This window comes from Caulobacter sp. GW821-FHT12D05, from assembly GCF_058807295.1.
In genome coordinates, this window is sequence record NZ_JBXAQO010000003.1 from 293,665 (window position 1) to 311,432 (window position 17,768).

The window sequence follows — 17,768 nt, forward strand, 5'->3', positions numbered from 1 at the left end:
CCGCTCACGCCGAAGGATCCAGACCATGCGTTTCACGATCAAATTACAGCTCGGCCTGGCCTTCGGCCTGGTGATCGCCCTGCTTCTGACGGCCACCCTGTTCGGGGTGAACAGCCTGTCCTCGACCAACCGCGACATGAACGCGATGGTCGACGGCCCGGCCGTGCGCCTTCAGGCCGCGCAGGAGCTGAACATCCATCTGCTGAACATCGTCCGGTTCGAGAAGAACATGGTCCTGGTCGACACCGCCGAGGAGGTGAAGACCCTGGAAACGTCGGTCGACAAGGAGAAGAAGTCGTTCGAAGCCCTGCTGGCCAAGGCCGAGGGCCTGGCGACCGCCGAGGGCAAGCCCAAGTGGCAGTCGCTGGGCAGCGCCTTTGAGCGCCTGATCGCCGCGCATGACACGGTCTACGGCCTGGCCCTGACCAACAACGACGTGGCCGCCACCGCCGTGTCGATGGGCGAAGGCCGCAAGTCGGTCACCGAGGCCGCCGCCCAGGTGCAGGAACTGGTCGAGCTGTCGCAAGCCCAGCTGAACGCCGCCACCGACAAGGCCGACGCCGACTTCGAAAAGGTCCGCACCAGCCTGATCGTGCTGGCCGCCGTCTCGCTGCTGATCGCCGCCGCCGCCGCCGTCTACATCTCGACCATGGTCAGCAAGGGCCTGAACCGCGCTTCGGACGCCGTCCGCGCCGTGGCCGAGGGCGACCTGACCAAGACCATCGACATCACCACCAAGGACGAGATCGCCGACCTGCTGGGCCATGTGAACGTCATGATCGAACGCCTGCGTGGCGTGGTCTCGGACGCCATCTCGGCCTCGGAAAACGTCTCGGCCGGCAGCCAGGAACTCTCGGCCGCCTCGGAGCAAGTCAGCCAAGGCGCCACTGAGCAGGCGTCGTCGGCCGAAGAGGCCTCGGCCTCGATGGAAGAGATGGCCGCCAACATCAAGCAGAACGCCGACAACGCCGCCCAGACCGAGAAGATCGCTCGCCAGTCGGCCCAGGACGCCGAGGCCTCGGGCCAGGCCGTGAACAAGGCTGTCGACGCCATGCAGACGATCGCCGAAAAGATCGGCATCGTGCAGGAGATCGCCCGCCAGACCGACCTGCTGGCCCTGAACGCCGCCGTCGAGGCTGCCCGCGCCGGTGAGCACGGCCGCGGCTTCGCCGTCGTCGCCTCGGAAGTGCGCAAGCTGGCTGAACGCTCGCAGACCGCCGCCGCCGAGATCAGCGCCGTGTCGTCCGACACCGTCAAGGCCGCCCAGTCGGCTGGCGAGATGCTGACCACCCTGGTGCCGAACATCCGCAAGACCGCCGAGCTGGTCTCGGAAATCAGCGCCGCCTGCCGTGAGCAGGACATCGGCGCCAGCCAGATCAACGAAGCCATCCAGCAGCTGGACAAGGTCACCCAACAGAACGCTTCGGCTTCGGAGCAGATGTCGGCGACCTCGGAAGAACTGGCCGCCCAGGCCGAAGAGCTGCAGACCTCGATCGCCTACTTCCGCACCAGCGCCAACGGCCACTCGGCTCCGCGTCGCCCGGCGGCTCGTCCCGCCGCCAAGCGCCCGGCCGCGCCGGTCGCCCGCAAGACGACCGGCGCGCCGACCCGCAACACGGTCGCCGCTCAACAGGCTCGCGCCAACGGTTTCGCCCTGGACCTGACCAATGGCGGCCCGGACGCCGACGACGCCGACTTCCGCGAGTACGCCTGATGGCCAGCGCCGCTGATCTCCAGTTCGTCACGCTGGGCCTCGGCGCCGAGGTCTTCGCGGTTCCCGTCAGCCATGTGCGCGAGATCCTCGACTACCAGGCGCCGTTCGCGATCCCGGAAGGGCCCAACTACCTGATGGGCCTGACCGACGTGCGCGGCCGGGGCACCCCGACGATCGACCTGCGCATGAAGCTGGGCCTGCCGGCCATTCCGCCGGACGGCGCGACCCGCATCCTGGTGCTGGACGTGCCGCTGGAGGACCGTGAGCTGTCGCTGGGCCTGATCGCCGACCGCGTCATCGAGGTCGTGGCCTTCTCGGAAGCCCAGATCGAGGCCGCGCCGGACATCGGCGTGCCGTGGCGCTCGGAATATATCCGGGGCGTCGTGCGGCGGGAGAACGGCGGCTTCGTCGTGATCTTCGACCTGGCCCGCCTGCTGACCAGCCAGGACGCCGCCGCCCTCAGCCAGGCGGCCTGACGTCCAGTCCGGCGGTCCAGAAAGGACCGCCCGTATTTTACGGCGCGTAGACGCCGCGAACGGAGAACCCCGTGTCGAGACAAGCCGCCGCCGCGCTTCAGGCGAACGAAATCGAACAGCTCAGCGCCCGCAATTTCCAGCGGCTGGCGACGTTCATCCAGGACTACAGCGGCATCAAGATGCCGGCCAACAAGCGCACCATGCTGGAAGGCCGCCTGCGCCGCCGCATGCGCGCCACCCGGATCGGCGACGTCAACGAGTACTGCCGCTTCCTGTTCGACGAGGATGGCCTGGCGTCCGAGACGATCCACCTGATCGACGCGGTGACGACGAACAAGACCGAGTTCTTCCGCGAGCCGGCCCACTTTGATTTCATGATCGCCAAGGGCCTGCCCGCCCTGGCCGCCAAGGGCAAGCGCGAGATCAAGATCTGGAGCTCGGCCTGCTCGACCGGCGCCGAGCCCTACACGATCGCCATGGTCATGGACGAGTTCTGCGAGAAGCAGCGCGGCGTCGACTACTCGATCCTGTGCACGGACATCTGCACCGAGGTGCTGGACCAGGCCATCGCCGGCCGCTTCGCCGAGGCGATGATCGAGCCGGTCTCGATGGCCCGCCGCCAGCGCTACGTGATGCGCTCGCGCGACGCGGGCTCGCACGAGGTGCGGATCAAGCCGGACCTGCGCAGCAAGCTGTCGTTCGCCCGTCTGAACCTGATGGACGACGCCTATCCGATCGAGAACGACCTCGACATCGTCTTCTGCCGCAACATCCTGATCTATTTCGACAAGCCCACCCAGGCCAAGGTGCTCAAGCGCCTGTGCAACCATCTGGCTCCTGGCGGGTATCTGTTCCTGGGCCACTCTGAATCGATCGTCGGCATCGACCTGCCGGTCGTCCAGATCGCCAACACCGTGTTCCAGAAGCGGTAGGAGCCTGCATGGTCGTGGCCCGGAAGATCCGAGTTCTGATCATCGACGATTCCGCCACCGTGCGGCAGACCCTGGCCTCGATCCTGTCGGAGGATCCGCAGATCGAGGTGCTGGGCGTGGCGTCCGATCCCTTCGTGGCCGCGCGCCGGATCGCCGAAGAGATTCCCGACGTCATCACCCTGGACGTCGAGATGCCGCGCATGGACGGCATCACCTTCCTGCGCAAGCTGATGGCCCAGCGGCCGATCCCGGTGGTGATGTGCTCGTCCCTGACCGAGGCGGGGTCCGAGACCTTGCTCCAGGCCCTGGAAGCCGGCGCGGTCGACATCATCCTGAAGCCCAAGATGGGCGTGGCCGACCACCTGCTCGAGTCCAAGATCCGCATCTGCGACGCGGTGAAGGCCGCGGCCGGCGCTAAGATCGCCGGCTCCAAGCGGGTGATCCCGCAGATCGCGCGCCTGGATCACGAACCGCAGAAGAAGCTGACCGCCGACGCCATGCTGCCGCCGCCGGTGGCCACGCGGGCCATGGCGCGCACGACCGAGTCGATCATCTGCATCGGCGCCTCGACCGGCGGCACCGAAGCTCTGCGTGTGCTGCTGGAAGGCCTGCCGCCGGACTCGCCGGGCGTGGTCATTGTCCAGCACATGCCCGAGAAGTTCACCGCCTCGTTCGCCAAGCGCCTGGACAGCCTGTGCGCGGTCGAGGTGAAGGAAGCCGAGGACGGCGACACCGTCCGTCGCGGCCGGGTGCTGATCGCGCCGGGCAACAAGCACACCCTCTTGGAGCGTTCGGGCGCCCGCTACTACGTCACGGTCAAGGACGGCCCGCTGGTCTCGCGCCACCGGCCGTCGGTCGACGTGCTGTTCCGCTCGGCCACCCGCTCGGCCGGCTCCAACGCCGTGGGCGTGATCATGACCGGCATGGGCGACGACGGCGCGCGCGGCATGTCCGAGATGAAGGCGGCCGGGGCGTTCACCCTGGCGCAGGACGAGGCCACGTCGGTGGTGTTCGGCATGCCCAAGGAAGCGATCGCGCTGGGCTGTGTGGATCGGGTGGTGCCGCTGCAGAACCTGGCGACCGAGATGCTGCGGGCGGCGGACCGGTAGGGGCCGAAACCTCGTCCTTCGACAAGCTCAGGATGAGGTTTCTACTGCTAGCGCGTCAAAGGTAGTCCTCATCCTGAGCTTGTCGAAGGACGAGGACGGGCCCTCAGAATAGCAGGTCGTCATCCTCGACGACGTCCGCCGTCTCAACCTCGACCGCAGCCTCACCCAACCCCTCGGTCAGCGCGCGGTGAACCTCGCGTTCCTGGGCCATGGTGTACTGCTTGGCCAACTTGTCGCTCAGCGGACGCAGGGCTGGGGCGATGTCGCCGGTCTCGATGTGGTCGTCGCCGGCCATGTCCAGAAGCTGGTTGGCGGCGGCGTCCAGCACCGAGCCAATCTGCTTGTGGAAGTCGAACCGCTGGCTGGCGCGGCGCAGCATGTCGACGACCTCGGCGCCTTGGCGCGCCACGGCGGTGAGGGCGGTTTCGACGCCGTCGCCGGCCTTGCCGATGCGGGTGACCGCGTCGCTCAGCACATTGGCGGCCGCGGCGGCCTTGCCGTCTTCGCTGCCCTGCGCGGCTTCGCGCTGGCCCAGGGCCTCGGCGGCGTTGAACAGGCCTTCCAGGGCGCTGGTCGTGTGGGCGGCGGACTTTTCCAGGTGGATGGCGTGCTGGCGCAGCTCGATGGCGATGACGCCCAGCGGCTTGCCGGTCTCGCCGATGCGGCTGCACTTCAGCGTGGTGTTCAGCGCCATCATCTGCACGTCGGCGCGGATGTTCTGGATGCCGGCGATACGTTCGGACAGGTCGCGGGCCGAGACGGCGGCCGAGCGGCTGACGTCCTCGGCGGCCTGCTCGCCGGCAGTCATGTCGCCGACCAGCTCCAGGGCCTGGCCGACATTGCCTTCCAGATTGCGCAGGAAGTTGGTGTCCTTGCCATCGGTCTGGCCCGAGGCCAGGTCGCGCAGGCGCAGCAGTTCGGTCGCGTCGGCGGCCATGCCGATGACGTTCTGGCCGATGCGCGAGACGTCGCGGTGGAAATCCTCGGCCGTCGCCACCAGCTGGGCGCCCAGCAGGCGGTGGACGAAGGCGTGAGCGCGCGCGCGGGGCTCGGCGTCCAGGGCGGCGATTTCGGCGCTGTCGTCCAGATACTTCAGGCCCGCCTGGACGTGTTCGATCCGCTGGCGGGTGATGTCGCCGATCTGCAGGGCCGCAAGACCCGAGCCGACCTTCTTCTGGACGTCGCGCGCCAGGCTGGCCACGCTCTGGGCGACCTCGGCGATCTTGGCGTGGTGGTCGGCGATGGCGCCGGCGCTGGCGGTCAGGGCGTCGGGCACGGCCGGCAGCAGGGCCACGCAGTCGCGGGCCAGGTCGTGTTCGTGGGTCAGGGCCCCGCGCAGGGTGTGGTCCAGACCGGCCAGCTCGCCGGCGAAGGCGTCCAGCTGGGTGCGGCCCAGGTCGATGCAGTCGTAGATCTCCTGGGCGAAGATCGCGAACTCCGGCCCGGCGGCGGCGATGCCGCCCGAGGTGATCTTGATGTTGATGGCGAAGACCCGGAGATAGGCCAGGTGCTGGCGCATCTCCTCGATGCAGGCGCCCAGGCGGTCGCCGAACTTGACCAGCTCGCTGACCCGCTCGCGACGGGCGCCCAGGCTGTCGGGCAGGGACTTCAGGGACTCGGCGGCGCGGGCCAGGTCGGCGGTGGTGCTCGACACCGTGTCGGCGTCGAGATTGCCGCGCATGCTGTCCAGGCCCGCGATCAGGGCGCTGACGCCATCGACCGCGCGCGACAGCACGTCGCCGGCTTCCAGGAAGCGGCTTTCGACCACCTGACGGGCGGACTCCAGGCGCTGGCTGATCCGCGCGCCTTCGCCGGACGCCGCCGTGGTCTGGGAGACCGTCGCTTCTGCTGACAAGCCCATGAATTCGCCGATTGTTTTTCGTGATCTCCACTATCGCGCGGGATGTGCGAAGGCGGGGTAAAGATCAGCGAAAAATTTAGGCGTTTCAGGCGTTTCAGGCGCTGATCGCCGTGTCCTGATCATTGTCGGCGCGGACGTCCATCGCCTCGCCGATGGCGGCGAACAGGGCGGCGCTGGTGATCGGTTTTTGCAGGTGGACGTCGGCCCCGGCCTCGCGGCTGGCCTGGACGTGTTCGGGCCGCGCATTGGCCGTCAGCATGATGATCGGCGCGCGGGGCGAGCCTCGCGAGGCTTCCAGCGCGCGGATCTGTCGGACCGCCTCCAGGCCGTCCATGACCGGCATCTGCATGTCCATCAGCACGAGGTCGGGCGGGGACAGGCCGTACATCTCGACCGCTTCCTGGCCGTTCTCGACCGAGACGATGTCGGCGACGTCGGCCAGCATTAGCTCGACGACCTTGCGGTTGGTCGGATGGTCGTCGGCGACCAGCACGCGCGGCGCGCCGGAGGGGGCCGCGGCGACCTCGTCGACGTGTGGCGCGCTGTCAGCGCAGGATGTCAGCGGCAGCGAGAACCAGAACGACGAGCCGACCTCGGGCGTGCTGTCGCAATCCAGCGCGCCGCCCATCAGCTCGATCAGCTCGCGCGAGATGGCCAGGCCCAGGCCGGTGCCGCCGAAGCGACGGGTGAACGAGGCGTCCGCCTGCTGGAAGCGCTCGCAGATCCGGGCCTTGGTGGCCTCGTCGAAGCCGATGCCGGTGTCGGTGACCGTGAAGCGGGTGCGGCCGTCGTCATCCAGGGTCACGGCCAGCGAGACCTCGCCGCGGTCGGTGAACTTGACGGCGTTGCTGAGCAGGTTGGTCAGCACCTGGCGCAGGCGGGCGCTGTCGCCGGTGACGGCCCGGTCGACGCCGACCTCGACCGCAACGCTCATGCGCACGCCCTTTTCGTCGGCGCGCAGGGCGCACAGCGCGGCGACCGAGCGGGCCATGTCGCCCAGCTCGAACGGCGCGGTCTCGACCAGCATCTGGCCGGCCTCGATGCGAACCAAGTCCAGCACGTCCGACAACAAGCGTTCAAGACTGCGGCCCGAGGCCGAGATGATGTCGACCAGCTCGCGGGCGCGAGGATCGGTGGAAACCTTCGACAGCAGGTCCGCGCCGGCGATGATGCCGTTCAGCGGGGTGCGGATCTCGTGGCTCATATTGGCCAGGAAGGCGCTCTTGGCCTGGCTGGCCTGTTCGGCTTCGTCCAGGGCGGCGCGCAGGGCGACGGCCGCGGCGCGGCGGGCGGTGATGTCCTCGCCCAGGGTGATCATGTGGCGCGCGCCGACGTCGTCGTAGGTCGCCAGGGTCTTGATCAGCAGGTGGCGGGTCTCGCCACCGATCTCGATGGCTTCCTCCAGCACCTGCATCTCGCCATGGCGCAGGACGGCGGCTTCGATCGTATGAGTGCGCTCGGCGCGGACGGCGGGCAGCACCTCGTCGACGGTCTTGCCGATGGCCTCGTCGGCGACCAGGTCCAGGACGTCCTCGGCGGCGCGGTTGATCAGGACGTAGCGCTGGTCCTCGACGTTCTTGACGGTCAGGGGCAGCGGCAGCAGCTGCAGGACGGTGCGCAGGAAGCCTTGGGTTTCCACCTCTTCGGTCACGTCGCGGGCGGTGGCCAGCAGGCGGACGATGTTGCCCTGCGCGTCGCGCATCGGGGCGATGGTGGTGTCGGAATAGACCCGCGCCTTGGAGACCCCGCCCAGGAAGGCGCGGAAGCGGGCGACCGTGCCTTCGGCGGCAAGGTTGAACGAGCGGTCCAGCGAGAAGCGGCTTTCCTCGGGCCACAGGGCGCGCCAGTCGGCGGCGACGCCCGAGGGTTCTCCGAACAGGGCCAGGGCTTTCTGGTTGGCGTGCTCGACGTGGCCGTCGGTGCGCAGGATCCAGGCGCTGTCCTGGTTGGCTTCGAGCAGGCTCAGATAGCCGTAGGCGCAGGTCGAGTCTGAAGTCGTTCTGGAATCGAATTCAGAATCTGGTTGCGACATGAAGTCCCGTGACCTCCGGTCCAGCATAGGCGCACGGCGGGCTGAAAAGACCGTTAAGTGTTGAAGGCGACACGACAGCTGTTCACAGTCGCCGTCTCCGAATCCGGTAGGGCCCCCGCATGACCGACATCGACGACCGTATCGCCGCGGCGGCCTTCCGCCGCCTGGTCGAGCACCTGCGGATGCGGACCGACGCCCAGAATGTCGACCTGATGGGCCTGGCCGGCTTCTGCCGCAACTGCCTGGGCGACTGGGTCAGTGAGGCCTCGGACGGGACGATCAGCAAGGAGGCCGGGCGGGAGGCGGTCTACGGCATGCCGATGTCCGAGTGGAAGGCCAACCACCAGACGCCGGCGACGCCGGAACAACTGGCGCGCATGGACGAGAGCGTGGCGCTGAACAAGAAGCTGCGGGGCGAATGATGAGTGGGCCCAGCCGTCGCGGGATCCTCGGCGGCTCGGCCGCCTTGGCCTTGGCGAGCGGCGCGACCGCCGCGCCGAAGAAGAAGGCCCCGTTGCTGGCCCCAACCCCGCCAATGGGCTGGAACAGCTGGAACAGCTTCGCCACTACGATCAACGAGGCCCAGACCCTTGAAACCGCCGGGATCATGGCCCGGGAGCTGCTGCCGGCCGGTTACGACATCCTGACGGTCGACATCCAGTGGTACGAGCCCGGCGCCAGCAGCTACGAATACGCCAAGGCCCCGGTCCCGACGATGGATGACCACGGCTGCCTGCTGCCCGCGCCCAACCGTTTCCCGTCCAGCGCCGGCGGCCAGGGCTTCAAGCCGCTGGCCGACAAGGTGCATGCGCTTGGCCTGCGGTTCGGCGTCCACCTGATGCGCGGCGCGCCCCGCCTGGCGGTCGAGCGGGGGCTGAAGGTGGTCGGGACGAGCATCCCGATCGCCGACATCGTCGACAAGCGCAGCGTCTGCTCCTGGAATCCCGACATGTACGGGGTCGACATGAGCAAGGCCGGCGCTCAGGCCTATTACGACAGCGTCTTTGCGCTGCTGGCGTCCTGGGGCGTGGACTTCGTCAAGGTCGACGACCTCTCGCGGCCCTATGACGCCCATGCGGCCGAGATCGAGGCGATCCACCGCGCCATCGGTCGTTCGGGTCGGCCGATGATCCTCAGCATGTCGCCCGGCGAGACGCCGGTGATCCGCGGCGCCCACGCCAAGCAGCATGCCCAGATGTGGCGCATCTCCGACGACTTCTGGGACGACTGGAAGATGCTGGACGCCCAGTTCACCCGGTTGGAGAACTGGTCGCCCTTCATCGGCGATGGCGGCTGGCCCGACGCCGACATGCTGCCGCTGGGTCGCCTGGCCCTGGGGGAAAGAGACACCAAGTTCACGCCCGACGAGCAGCGCACTCTGATGACCCTGTGGTCGATTGCCCGCTCGCCGCTGATCATGGGTGGGGATCTGCGCCATCTGGACGCGGCGACCAAGGCCCTGCTGACCAATCCGGAAGTCATCGCGGTCAACCAGGCTTCCAGCGGCAATCGCCCGCACTTCGTCGAGGACGGCATCCGCGTCTGTACCGCCAAAACGGCGAATGGCGACGACTACCTGGCGCTCTTCAACACCGGCGGCAAGCCTCGCGAAGTCGGCGTGAACATGAAGGCGATGGGCCTGCCGGCCTCGGTCGCCGTGCGGGATCTGTGGAGCCGAAGCGACGCCGGGAGAGCCGCCGGCCGCTTCGCCGTCCCGCTGCCGCCGCACGGTGCGGGGCTCTACCGCCTGCGCAGATAGACCTCGGCGATCAGCAGGTTCGGGACCCAGCACAGGAACGAGATCGCGCGGTACCAGGGCAGGAACGGCAGGTCGAGCACCAGCACCGCCGGCAGGTAGAGCCGCAGGGTGACCGCCGCCAGGGTCAGGGCCCAGGAGCGGATCATCCAGCGGCGATGCGCGTCGAAGCGCCCTTGCAACGCCGCGCGCCAGCCCAGCAGATTCACGGCGATCCAGATAACCGCCAGGCTGCCGAAGCCCGCCGAGGCGATCGGGCCGGCCGAGGAGCCCGGCGCCAGGATCAGGCCCGCCACGCCGCCGACCAGGCAGCCCAGCACATAGGTCCGGCCGATCCAGCGGTGAGCGCCAGCTTGGCGCAGCACGGGCAGGAACTGCAACGAGCCCAGCACCAGGGCCGTGACCCCGCCTGTGATGTGGACGACCAGCCAGGGGACGCCCAGCGTATTGCCCAGGGCCTCCTTCGGCGTCGTCGGCGGGTGCAGCAGGTACCGCGCGGAATAGGCGGCGATACCCAAGCAGAGCAGGGCGGCCAGCAGCCAGAAAACTCGGGCGGGCCAGCGGGTCGGGGTCAGGGCTGCGGTGGTCAAGGCGGGTCCTCGGCGTGATCTCGCCGAACGTCGTTGCGGCGATCGCCTCGGCTCGCTAGGCGTTGCTTCGCGAACGGCGCCACGGCTGCGCGAATGGGATCGGGGATGGCGGAGAGCACCAGCGCGAGGCGGCAATGGGCGGTCGACCTGGCGGTGCTGGTCGCCATCGGCCTGCTGATGGGCTTCCTCGGACCCTACGGCACGGTGCACATGCCGGCCGTGCCGGGCTACGTCTATTGGATGGCCTGCATGGTCGGCAGCGGCCTGATCGGCATCGTGCTGGACCACCTGCTGGCAAGGCGTCTGACCCACACCTGGCCGCGTGTGGCCCTGGTCACGGCGCTGATGACCCCGCTGTGCGTGCTGCTGGTGATGACCTGCGCGGTGGTCATCTTCCACGACCGGTACAGCTGGGCTGGGTTCTGGAGGCTGCTGCCGCAAGTGTGGCCGATCGCCCTGGCGGTTATGGCGGTCCGCGCCCTGGTCTGGCGGCCCAGGCCGCATAGGGTCGAGACTCGCACCGTCGTCGAACCGCCTCTGCCCGAGGCCGAGGCCGCCTTCCGCAAGCGCCTGTCGGCCAAGCGGCGCGGCGCCCGCCTGATCGCCGTCGAGGCCCACGACCACTATCTAAAGGTCCACACCGACGCCGGCGAGGAACTGATCACCCTGCGTTTCGCCGACGCCCTGGACGAGCTGGCCAAGGTCCACGGCTGGCGCGTCCACCGCTCCTGGTGGATCGCCGCCGAAGCCGTCGAGAGCGTGCGCTGGCGACGCGGCGCGGGCGAGGCGCGCCTCGCTGGCGGCCTGGAGGCGCCGGTTAGCCGGACCTATGCGCCGGTGCTGAAAGCGGCGGGTTGGTTCTAACCCCCGCAGGACTCCCGCACGATCAGGTCCGTCGGCAGGGTCTCCGGTCCGTGATCGCCATCCTGGTCCAGGATGCGCGAGACCAGCAGACGTCCGGCCTTGGAGGTGTCCTGCTTGATGGTGCTGAGGGCGGGGGTCGAGAGGCGGCTCAGCAGCATGTCGTCATAGCCGACCACCGAGACGTCCTCGGGCGCGCGCAGTCCGGCCTTCTGCAGGGCCCGGATGGCGCCCAAGGCGATCAGGTCGGACGAGGCGAAGATGGCGTCGAAGGTCGCGCCACGGCGCAGCAGGCGGCTGACGGCGGCCTCGGCCGACTCCATTTCGAAGTCGACGGGCAGCACCAGGGACGGTTCGGGCTCCAGGCCGCTTTCGCGCAAGGCGTCCAGATAGCCTTCGCGGCGCTGGGTCGCTTCGGGATGGGTCTCGCCTAGGAACACGATCTTCTTGCGGCCCAGGCGCGCCAGGTGGAGCGTCGCGCGGCGGCCGCCCAGGAAATTGTCCGAGCCGATCGAGCAGTACTTCTGGCCGGGCAGTTGGGCGCCCCAGACCACGAAGCGGGCGTCGGTGGCGGCCAGCTGGTTGAAGGCCTCGTGCAGGTCGCCTTGGCCCAGGAAGATCGTGCCATTGGCCCGGCTGGCGGTGACGGCCAGGTAGAGGTCGTCATAGCTGGCCGGGGCGGTGTGGCTGACGGTGAAGTCGCAGCCGCGATCGCGGGCGGCCTCGCCGATATTGGCCAGCAGCTCGAGGAAGAAGGGGTGGGACAATGGCAGCGGGCGGCCGTGGGTGCGGGGCAGGACGATGGCGATCGCGCCCTCGGCCCCGATCGGGGCGGCCGGCATGTAGCGGCGGAACGAGTAGCCGCGCTCCTTGGCCAGGGCCCAGATCTTCTGCTTGGTCTTGGTGCTGATCGAGTGGTGATCGTTCAGCGCCCGCGACACCGTCGAGACCGACACCCCGGCGATCGCCGCCAGGTCTTCAAGCGTGATGTTGTTGCTGTTATCGTCGGCCATTGAGCCCTAGCTAACAAAAATAGGGCCGTAAGGCCGGGGGATAAGGAAGCTTTGCCAGGAGAGCCGCAAGACCTTGCGGGCGTGGCCTCGGCCGCGTCGCCGCCGGCCAAGGCCCGCCTGAGCTTCCTTCAGATCTGGAACATGTGCTGCGGCCTGTTCGGCGTGCAGATCGTCTGGGGTCTGCAGAACGTCAACACCAGCCGGATCTTCCAGACCCTGGGCGCGGACGTCAACGAACTGGCCATCCTGTGGATCGCCGCGCCCATCACGGGCCTCTTGGTGCAGCCGGTCATCGGCCATCTGAGCGACCGGACCTGGGGACGCCTGGGGCGTCGCCGGCCCTATCTGCTGTACGGCTCGATCGTGACCGCCATCGCCCTGGTGCTGATGCCCAACGCGCCGACCGTGGTCACCGCCAGCCTGGCGCTGTGGCTGCTTACCGCCTCGATCAATGTCGCCATGGAGCCGTTCCGGGCCTTCGTCGCCGACAGCCTGCCCGACGAGCAGCGTACGGCGGGCTTCGCCATGCAGGTGTTCTTCATCGGGGCGGGGGCGGTGTTCGCCTCTGCCCTGCCGTGGCTGCTGTCCCACGGTTTCGGCGTGTCGAGCCAGGCCGCGCCGGGCGTCCTGCCGCCGTCCGTGCACGCGGCCTTCTATGTCGGGGCCGCCGGCCTGATGGTCGCGGTGCTGTGGACCGTGTTCACCACCAGCGAGACCCCGTCCGAGCGCCTGGCCTCGGGCGCGCCGGCCATTGCCGCCCGCACGCCGTCGCCGGAGACGGTGGTCTGGATGCGCAACAGCGGCCTCTTGTGGATCGCCGGCGCGGCGATCGTTGGCCTCTGCGCCTTCCTCGGCCACTGGGGGCGCGAGATCTACGTCCTGGCGATCATGGGCGTGATCTTCGGCGCCGCCCAGCTGGCGACCAGCTGGCAGCGCGGCCGGGGGCGGACCTCGGTGGGCCTGCTGGAAGTGGTCGAGGACATCGTCCACATGCCGGAGGTGCTGAAGCGCCTGGCGGTGGTCCAGTTCTTCACCTGGTTTGGCCTGTTCGCCCTGTGGATCTACGCCACGCCGGCCGTGACCGCCCGCCACTACGACACCGTCGACACCGCCTCGGCCGCCTACAATGCGGGGGCCGACTGGGTGGGGGTGCTGTTCGCCGGCTACAATGGCGTCGCGGCCCTGGCGGCCCTGGCATTGCCGCTGCTGGCCCGCCGGGTGGGACGTCCCGCCAGCCACGCCATCTGCCTTGCCCTGGGCGCGGCGGGCTTCGCCGGTTTCGTGCTGATCGACGATCCGGTGCTGCTGTGGATCCCGATCGTCGGCATCGGCCTGGCCTGGGCGTCGATCATGTCGGCCCCCTACGCCATGCTCTCCAGCGCCGTGCCGCCCGGCAAGATGGGCGTCTATATGGGGATCCATAACCTGTTCCTGGTGATCCCCCAGATGGTGGCCGCGACCCTGCTGGGGCCGCTGGTCGCCCGCGTGCTGGGCGGCCAGGCGATCCTGGCCCTGGCCCTGGCCGGCGGGGCCTTCGCCATCGCGGCCGTGCTGGCCCTGACCGTGCGCGACCACGCCGAGCGCGGCTGATCGCGTTGGGCGCTCTGGCGCGGCGTTGCGCAGGATTGCGGTGAGTCCCTTCATCAAGCGGCACTATCGGCTTCACGCAAAATTTGCGCAACCATTTTGCGTAACGCGGGTCGCAAAGCCTTATCTGGCAACGATCTTGCGTGTCTTTGCGCGGCTTTTTGCGTAAATTTCCGTAACGCTGCTATTGCAACCGGCGCAAATTGGCGCAAAAACAACGCAACACGAGAGCGCGGCGGTCCACGGCGATCGCCAAGAATTGCGCAAAAATTGCGTAAATCTCTCGCGGGGGAAACGAAGGAGGGAACGGCGTCGCAGGGCGCCTGTCCGGCTGGCGAGCACGAAGCGCGGCCCGGATCATCGACATCACAAGACCAATACGCTCGGCCCGATCGGTGGGACCGGTGCGAGGCGAACACAAACGACCCGCGGTTCAGGCGCGGGCGCAAAGACGTTAGGGAGCAGAGGGATGAGGAAGTTCGATTTCGGCCCAGGCCGGAAGACTGTCCTGCGGGGGACTGTTTCGCTGGTGGCGCTGGCCGCCCTGGGCATGGCCGGCACGGCCTACGCACAGGCGACCGCCAAGAGCGATCCGGCCGACACCGTCGACGAGGTCGTCGTGGTGGGCGTGCGCAAGTCGCTGGAGACGGCGCAGAACATCAAGAAGAATTCCGACACGGTGGTCGACTCGATCACCGCGACCGACATCGGGGCCTTCCCCGACAAGTCCGTGGCCGAGGCGCTGCAGCGCGTGCCCGGCATCACCGTCTCGCGCCTGCAGTCCAGCGACGACAGCTCGCACTTCTCGGCCGAGCCGGCCAGCGTGCTGATCCGCGGCCTGACCCAGGTGCGCACCGAGTTCAACGGCCGTGACAGCTTCTCGGCCGACGCCAATCGCGGCCTGAACTTCAACGACATCTCGCCCGAGCTGATGGCCGGCGTCGACAGCTACAAGAACCAGACGGCCGAGATGATCGAGGGCGGCATCGCCGGCACGGTCAACCTGCGCACCCGCCTGCCGTTCGATGCGAAGGACCAGGTGATCTCGCTCACCGGCAAGGCCAACTACGGCGACAAGTCCGAGAAGGTCACCTACGAATATTCGGGCATCATCACCAAAAACTGGGACACCAGCATCGGCCGCGTCGGCCTGATGGCCAACTACGCCAACTCGCACGTCCTGACCCAGACCGAAGGCGTGGTCATGCAGCGCCTGGGCACCTTCTGCTCGGCCGGCTACCAAGACGCGTCGGGCAAGCCGATCGTCAAGTCGGACGGCACGATCGCCTGTACGGCCAACCCGTACGGCGGGTCGAGCTGGGTGTTCATCCCCGACCAGGTCAACTACTCGCAGGTCGTCTACGACCGTAAGCGCCACGGCACGGCGCTGGCCTTCCAGTACGAGAACAACGAAGGCAACGTTCGTTTCACCGCCCAGTACAACGACAGCTACTACAAGAACGCCTGGCTTGAGCGCAGCGTGAACGTGGTGGGCTTTGGCCTGTGGGCCTCGCCGGCCTTCTCGCCGCAGACCACGGCCTTCCTGGCCCCGGCGGCCGGCACCTCGCCCTTCACCTTCGGCGCCGACGGCATGCTGACCTCGGGCACCATCACCCAGCCGACCGGCGACTGGGGCGGCAGCACGGCCGACAACATCGCGCGCGGCTCGGCCGTCGCGGGCCTGCCGTTCGTCAACTACTGCGGGGCCGGCGCGACCTGCGCCACCCAGCGCCAGGGCCTCTACATCGAGAACCAGGCCCGCAACTTCAATCACTCGGAGGGGACCAAGGACTTCTCGATGCATCTCGACTGGGATGTCAGCGAGAACCTGAAGACCAGCTTCGACAGCCAGTACATCAAGGCCGACACCAACAACTACGACATCCTGGTCGCCAACCGCACGATGGCCGACGCCAAGTACGCGGTGAACAAGGACGGCACACCGCAGATCACCCTGCTGCCGGGCTCCAATGTCAACTACGCGCCGGGGGGCCTCGCCAACCCGCACAACTACTGGATCCCGTTCATCCAGGACCACTACGAGGACAACGACGCCAAGGAACTGGCCCTGCGCGCCGACGCCGAATACAGCTTCGGCGGGGGCGGTTGGCTGAACTCGCTGAAGGTGGGCGTGCGTTACGCCGATCGGAAGCAGAACGTCCGCTACTCGACCTACAACTGGTCGCCGGTGGCCGCGCCGTGGAACTGCAACGGCCCGGGCTTCAACATCGACAACACCACCCCGACCCCGTACCCGGCCGCCTGCGGTCGCACCGACACTTTCAAGGGTTACGGCGCGGGCATCTGGACCTCGACGGGTCTCGACGACTTCTACAACGGCAAGGTCTTCCCGAACGGCGACCTGGTGTTCCTGAGCAAGGACACGCTGGCCGACCACGACGGGCTGATCAAGGCGCTGTCGGGCAAGACCACCAACTCGCCCATGCAGTGGACCCCGCTGTGCGAGCGCACCACCAACACCGAGGGCTGCTTCATCCCGCCCGAGATGCTGAAGGTGCAGGAGAAGACCCAGGCCGCCTACGCCATGCTGCGCTTCGGCGGCGACGACAAGACCATCGGCGGCATGACCGTCCAGGGCAATGTCGGCATCCGCTTCGTGCGCACCGACGTCCAGAGCTCGGGCGGCGTCGCCTTCCCGGTCAACACCTGGTACACGACCGCGGCCGCGATCCCGTGTGGCACGCCGCTGTCGGGCAACAACGTCACCAACATCTCGTGCTGGCTGAAGCCCGAGCTGCTGGCGTTCTCGAACGGCGGCTCGTCGCTGAACGAGTACGGCCAGAAGCACGACAACTGGCTGCCCAGCTTCAACGTCCGCTTCGGCCTGACCGACAAGCAGTTCGTTCGCTTCGCCGCCTCGCGCGCCTTGTCGCGTCCGGACTTCGGCCTGCTGCGCAACTATGTCGGCGTCCAAAGCCCGGCCATCAACACCGGCCCGGACTCGCCGTACATCATCTGGAACGACCCGAACGCGCCGCACACCGCGGCGAACGTGAAGGGCTATAACTTCCAGTTCAACGCGGACTCCGGCTATGCGGCGCTCAAGCCGATCACCGCCGACCAGTTCGACGTCACCTACGAGAACTACTTCACGCCCTCGAGCTCGTTCACGGTGGCGGCGTTCTACAAGAAGCTGAACGGCAGCATTGCCTATGGCGAGTTCCTGCGCTCGTTCACCAACAACGGTTCGACCCAGAACGTGCTGGTGCGCGGTCCGCGTAACGGCAATGGCGGCGGCGAGCTGAAGGGCTTCGAGGTCTCGTACCAGAGCTTCTTCGACTTCCTGCCGGGCCTGTGGAGCGGCCTGGGCGTGCAGGCCAACTGGACGCACACCAAGCAGTCGGGGATCAGCAACTCCAACCTGGCCAACCAGCCGGGCTACGCGGCCGGCGGCACCGTCGCCTTCGGCGGCGGCCTGCAGGTCAACGGCCAGGTCATGGACAGCCACCGCCTCGCCGGCATCTCGGACAACGCCTACAACATCGTGGGCCTGTACGAGAAAGGCCCGATCGCGATGCGCCTGGCCTACAACTGGCGGTCCAAGTTCCTGACCAACAACCTCGACTGCTGCATCGGCATGCCGATCTACCAGAAGGCCGCCGGCTATCTGGACGGCTCGATCCGCTGGTCGGTCAACGACAAGGTCGAGGTGTCGATGGAAGCGTCGAACCTGCTTAACACCACCTCGGTGTTCCAGCAGCAGGTGTTCGGCGACAGCGGCCTGACGCCCAACGCCAAGCCGGTCGTCAAGGACACGGGTTGGATCCGCAACGACCGCCGTATCCAGTTCGGCGTCCGCGTGAAGTACTAGTCTAG

At 68.0% G+C, this 17,768-nt stretch carries 13 protein-coding genes; 9 read left to right on the plus strand and 4 right to left on the minus strand.

The genetic code is table 11. The features are described 5' to 3' along the window. The first annotated feature begins 25 nt into the window (after positions 1 to 25). The 4 genes from AC1RRR_RS14315 (at position 26) to AC1RRR_RS14330 (ending at position 4,231) form a co-directional block, all read left to right on the plus strand. A complete protein-coding gene (locus tag AC1RRR_RS14315) occupies positions 26 to 1,714 on the plus strand; it encodes a methyl-accepting chemotaxis protein (RefSeq protein WP_492814045.1) in 1,689 nt (562 codons plus the stop codon). After that, positions 1,714 to 2,190 carry a chemotaxis protein CheW gene (locus tag AC1RRR_RS14320; protein ID WP_492814047.1) on the plus strand — a complete coding sequence of 159 codons (477 nt, stop codon included), beginning with the start codon at positions 1,714 to 1,716 and terminating at the stop codon, positions 2,188 to 2,190. The genes AC1RRR_RS14315 and AC1RRR_RS14320 overlap by 1 nt, the downstream gene beginning before the upstream one ends. 71 nt (positions 2,191 to 2,261) lie before the next feature. Beyond that, entirely contained in the window at positions 2,262 to 3,122 is an 861-nt protein-coding gene (locus AC1RRR_RS14325) for a CheR family methyltransferase (RefSeq protein ID WP_492814049.1), read from the plus strand. An 8-nt stretch (positions 3,123 to 3,130) separates the two neighbouring features. After that, positions 3,131 to 4,231: a protein-glutamate methylesterase/protein-glutamine glutaminase gene (locus tag AC1RRR_RS14330; protein ID WP_492814051.1), complete on the plus strand. Its 1,101-nt coding sequence runs from the start codon at positions 3,131 to 3,133 to the stop codon at positions 4,229 to 4,231. A 103-nt stretch (positions 4,232 to 4,334) separates the two neighbouring features. Here AC1RRR_RS14330 and AC1RRR_RS14335 read toward each other — a convergent pair whose 3' ends face one another. Continuing rightward, a complete protein-coding gene (locus AC1RRR_RS14335; RefSeq protein ID WP_492814053.1) occupies positions 4,335 to 6,092 on the minus strand; it encodes a hypothetical protein in 1,758 nt (585 codons plus the stop codon). Between the two features lie 94 nt (positions 6,093 to 6,186). After that, on the minus strand, positions 6,187 to 8,124 hold the full coding sequence (locus AC1RRR_RS14340; RefSeq protein ID WP_492814055.1) for an ATP-binding protein: 1,938 nt from the start codon (positions 8,122 to 8,124) through the stop codon (positions 6,187 to 6,189). Between the two features lie 119 nt (positions 8,125 to 8,243). Here AC1RRR_RS14340 and AC1RRR_RS14345 point away from each other — a divergent pair, with 119 nt between their 5' ends. Continuing rightward, positions 8,244 to 8,546: a DUF1244 domain-containing protein gene (locus AC1RRR_RS14345; RefSeq protein ID WP_492814057.1), complete on the plus strand. Its 303-nt coding sequence runs from the start codon at positions 8,244 to 8,246 to the stop codon at positions 8,544 to 8,546. Further along, positions 8,543 to 9,883 carry a glycoside hydrolase family 27 protein gene (locus AC1RRR_RS14350; protein ID WP_492814059.1) on the plus strand — a complete coding sequence of 447 codons (1,341 nt, stop codon included), beginning with the start codon at positions 8,543 to 8,545 and terminating at the stop codon, positions 9,881 to 9,883. Before AC1RRR_RS14345 ends, AC1RRR_RS14350 begins: the two co-directional genes overlap by 4 nt. Here the strand turns inward: AC1RRR_RS14350 and AC1RRR_RS14355 are convergent. Further along, positions 9,865 to 10,470, minus strand: a complete 606-nt coding sequence (locus AC1RRR_RS14355; protein ID WP_492814061.1) for a DUF2306 domain-containing protein — start codon at positions 10,468 to 10,470, stop codon at positions 9,865 to 9,867. The genes AC1RRR_RS14350 and AC1RRR_RS14355 overlap by 19 nt on opposite strands. A gap of 105 nt (positions 10,471 to 10,575) precedes the next feature. Here AC1RRR_RS14355 and AC1RRR_RS14360 point away from each other — a divergent pair, with 105 nt between their 5' ends. Continuing rightward, the gene (locus AC1RRR_RS14360; RefSeq protein WP_492814062.1) at positions 10,576 to 11,334 is read left to right on the plus strand and encodes a LytTR family DNA-binding domain-containing protein; all 759 of its coding nucleotides are present in this window, start codon (positions 10,576 to 10,578) and stop codon (positions 11,332 to 11,334) included. Here AC1RRR_RS14360 and AC1RRR_RS14365 read toward each other — a convergent pair. After that, positions 11,331 to 12,344: a LacI family DNA-binding transcriptional regulator gene (locus tag AC1RRR_RS14365; protein WP_492814064.1), complete on the minus strand. Its 1,014-nt coding sequence runs from the start codon at positions 12,342 to 12,344 to the stop codon at positions 11,331 to 11,333. The genes AC1RRR_RS14360 and AC1RRR_RS14365 overlap by 4 nt on opposite strands. Positions 12,345 to 12,485: 141 nt before the next feature. Here AC1RRR_RS14365 and AC1RRR_RS14370 point away from each other — a divergent pair, with 141 nt between their 5' ends. Further along, positions 12,486 to 13,934, plus strand: a complete 1,449-nt coding sequence (locus AC1RRR_RS14370) for an MFS transporter (protein ID WP_492815248.1) — start codon at positions 12,486 to 12,488, stop codon at positions 13,932 to 13,934. 466 nt (positions 13,935 to 14,400) lie between these two features. Further along, positions 14,401 to 17,763: a TonB-dependent receptor gene (locus AC1RRR_RS14375; protein ID WP_492814065.1), complete on the plus strand. Its 3,363-nt coding sequence runs from the start codon at positions 14,401 to 14,403 to the stop codon at positions 17,761 to 17,763. The last annotated feature ends 5 nt before the right edge of the window (positions 17,764 to 17,768 follow it).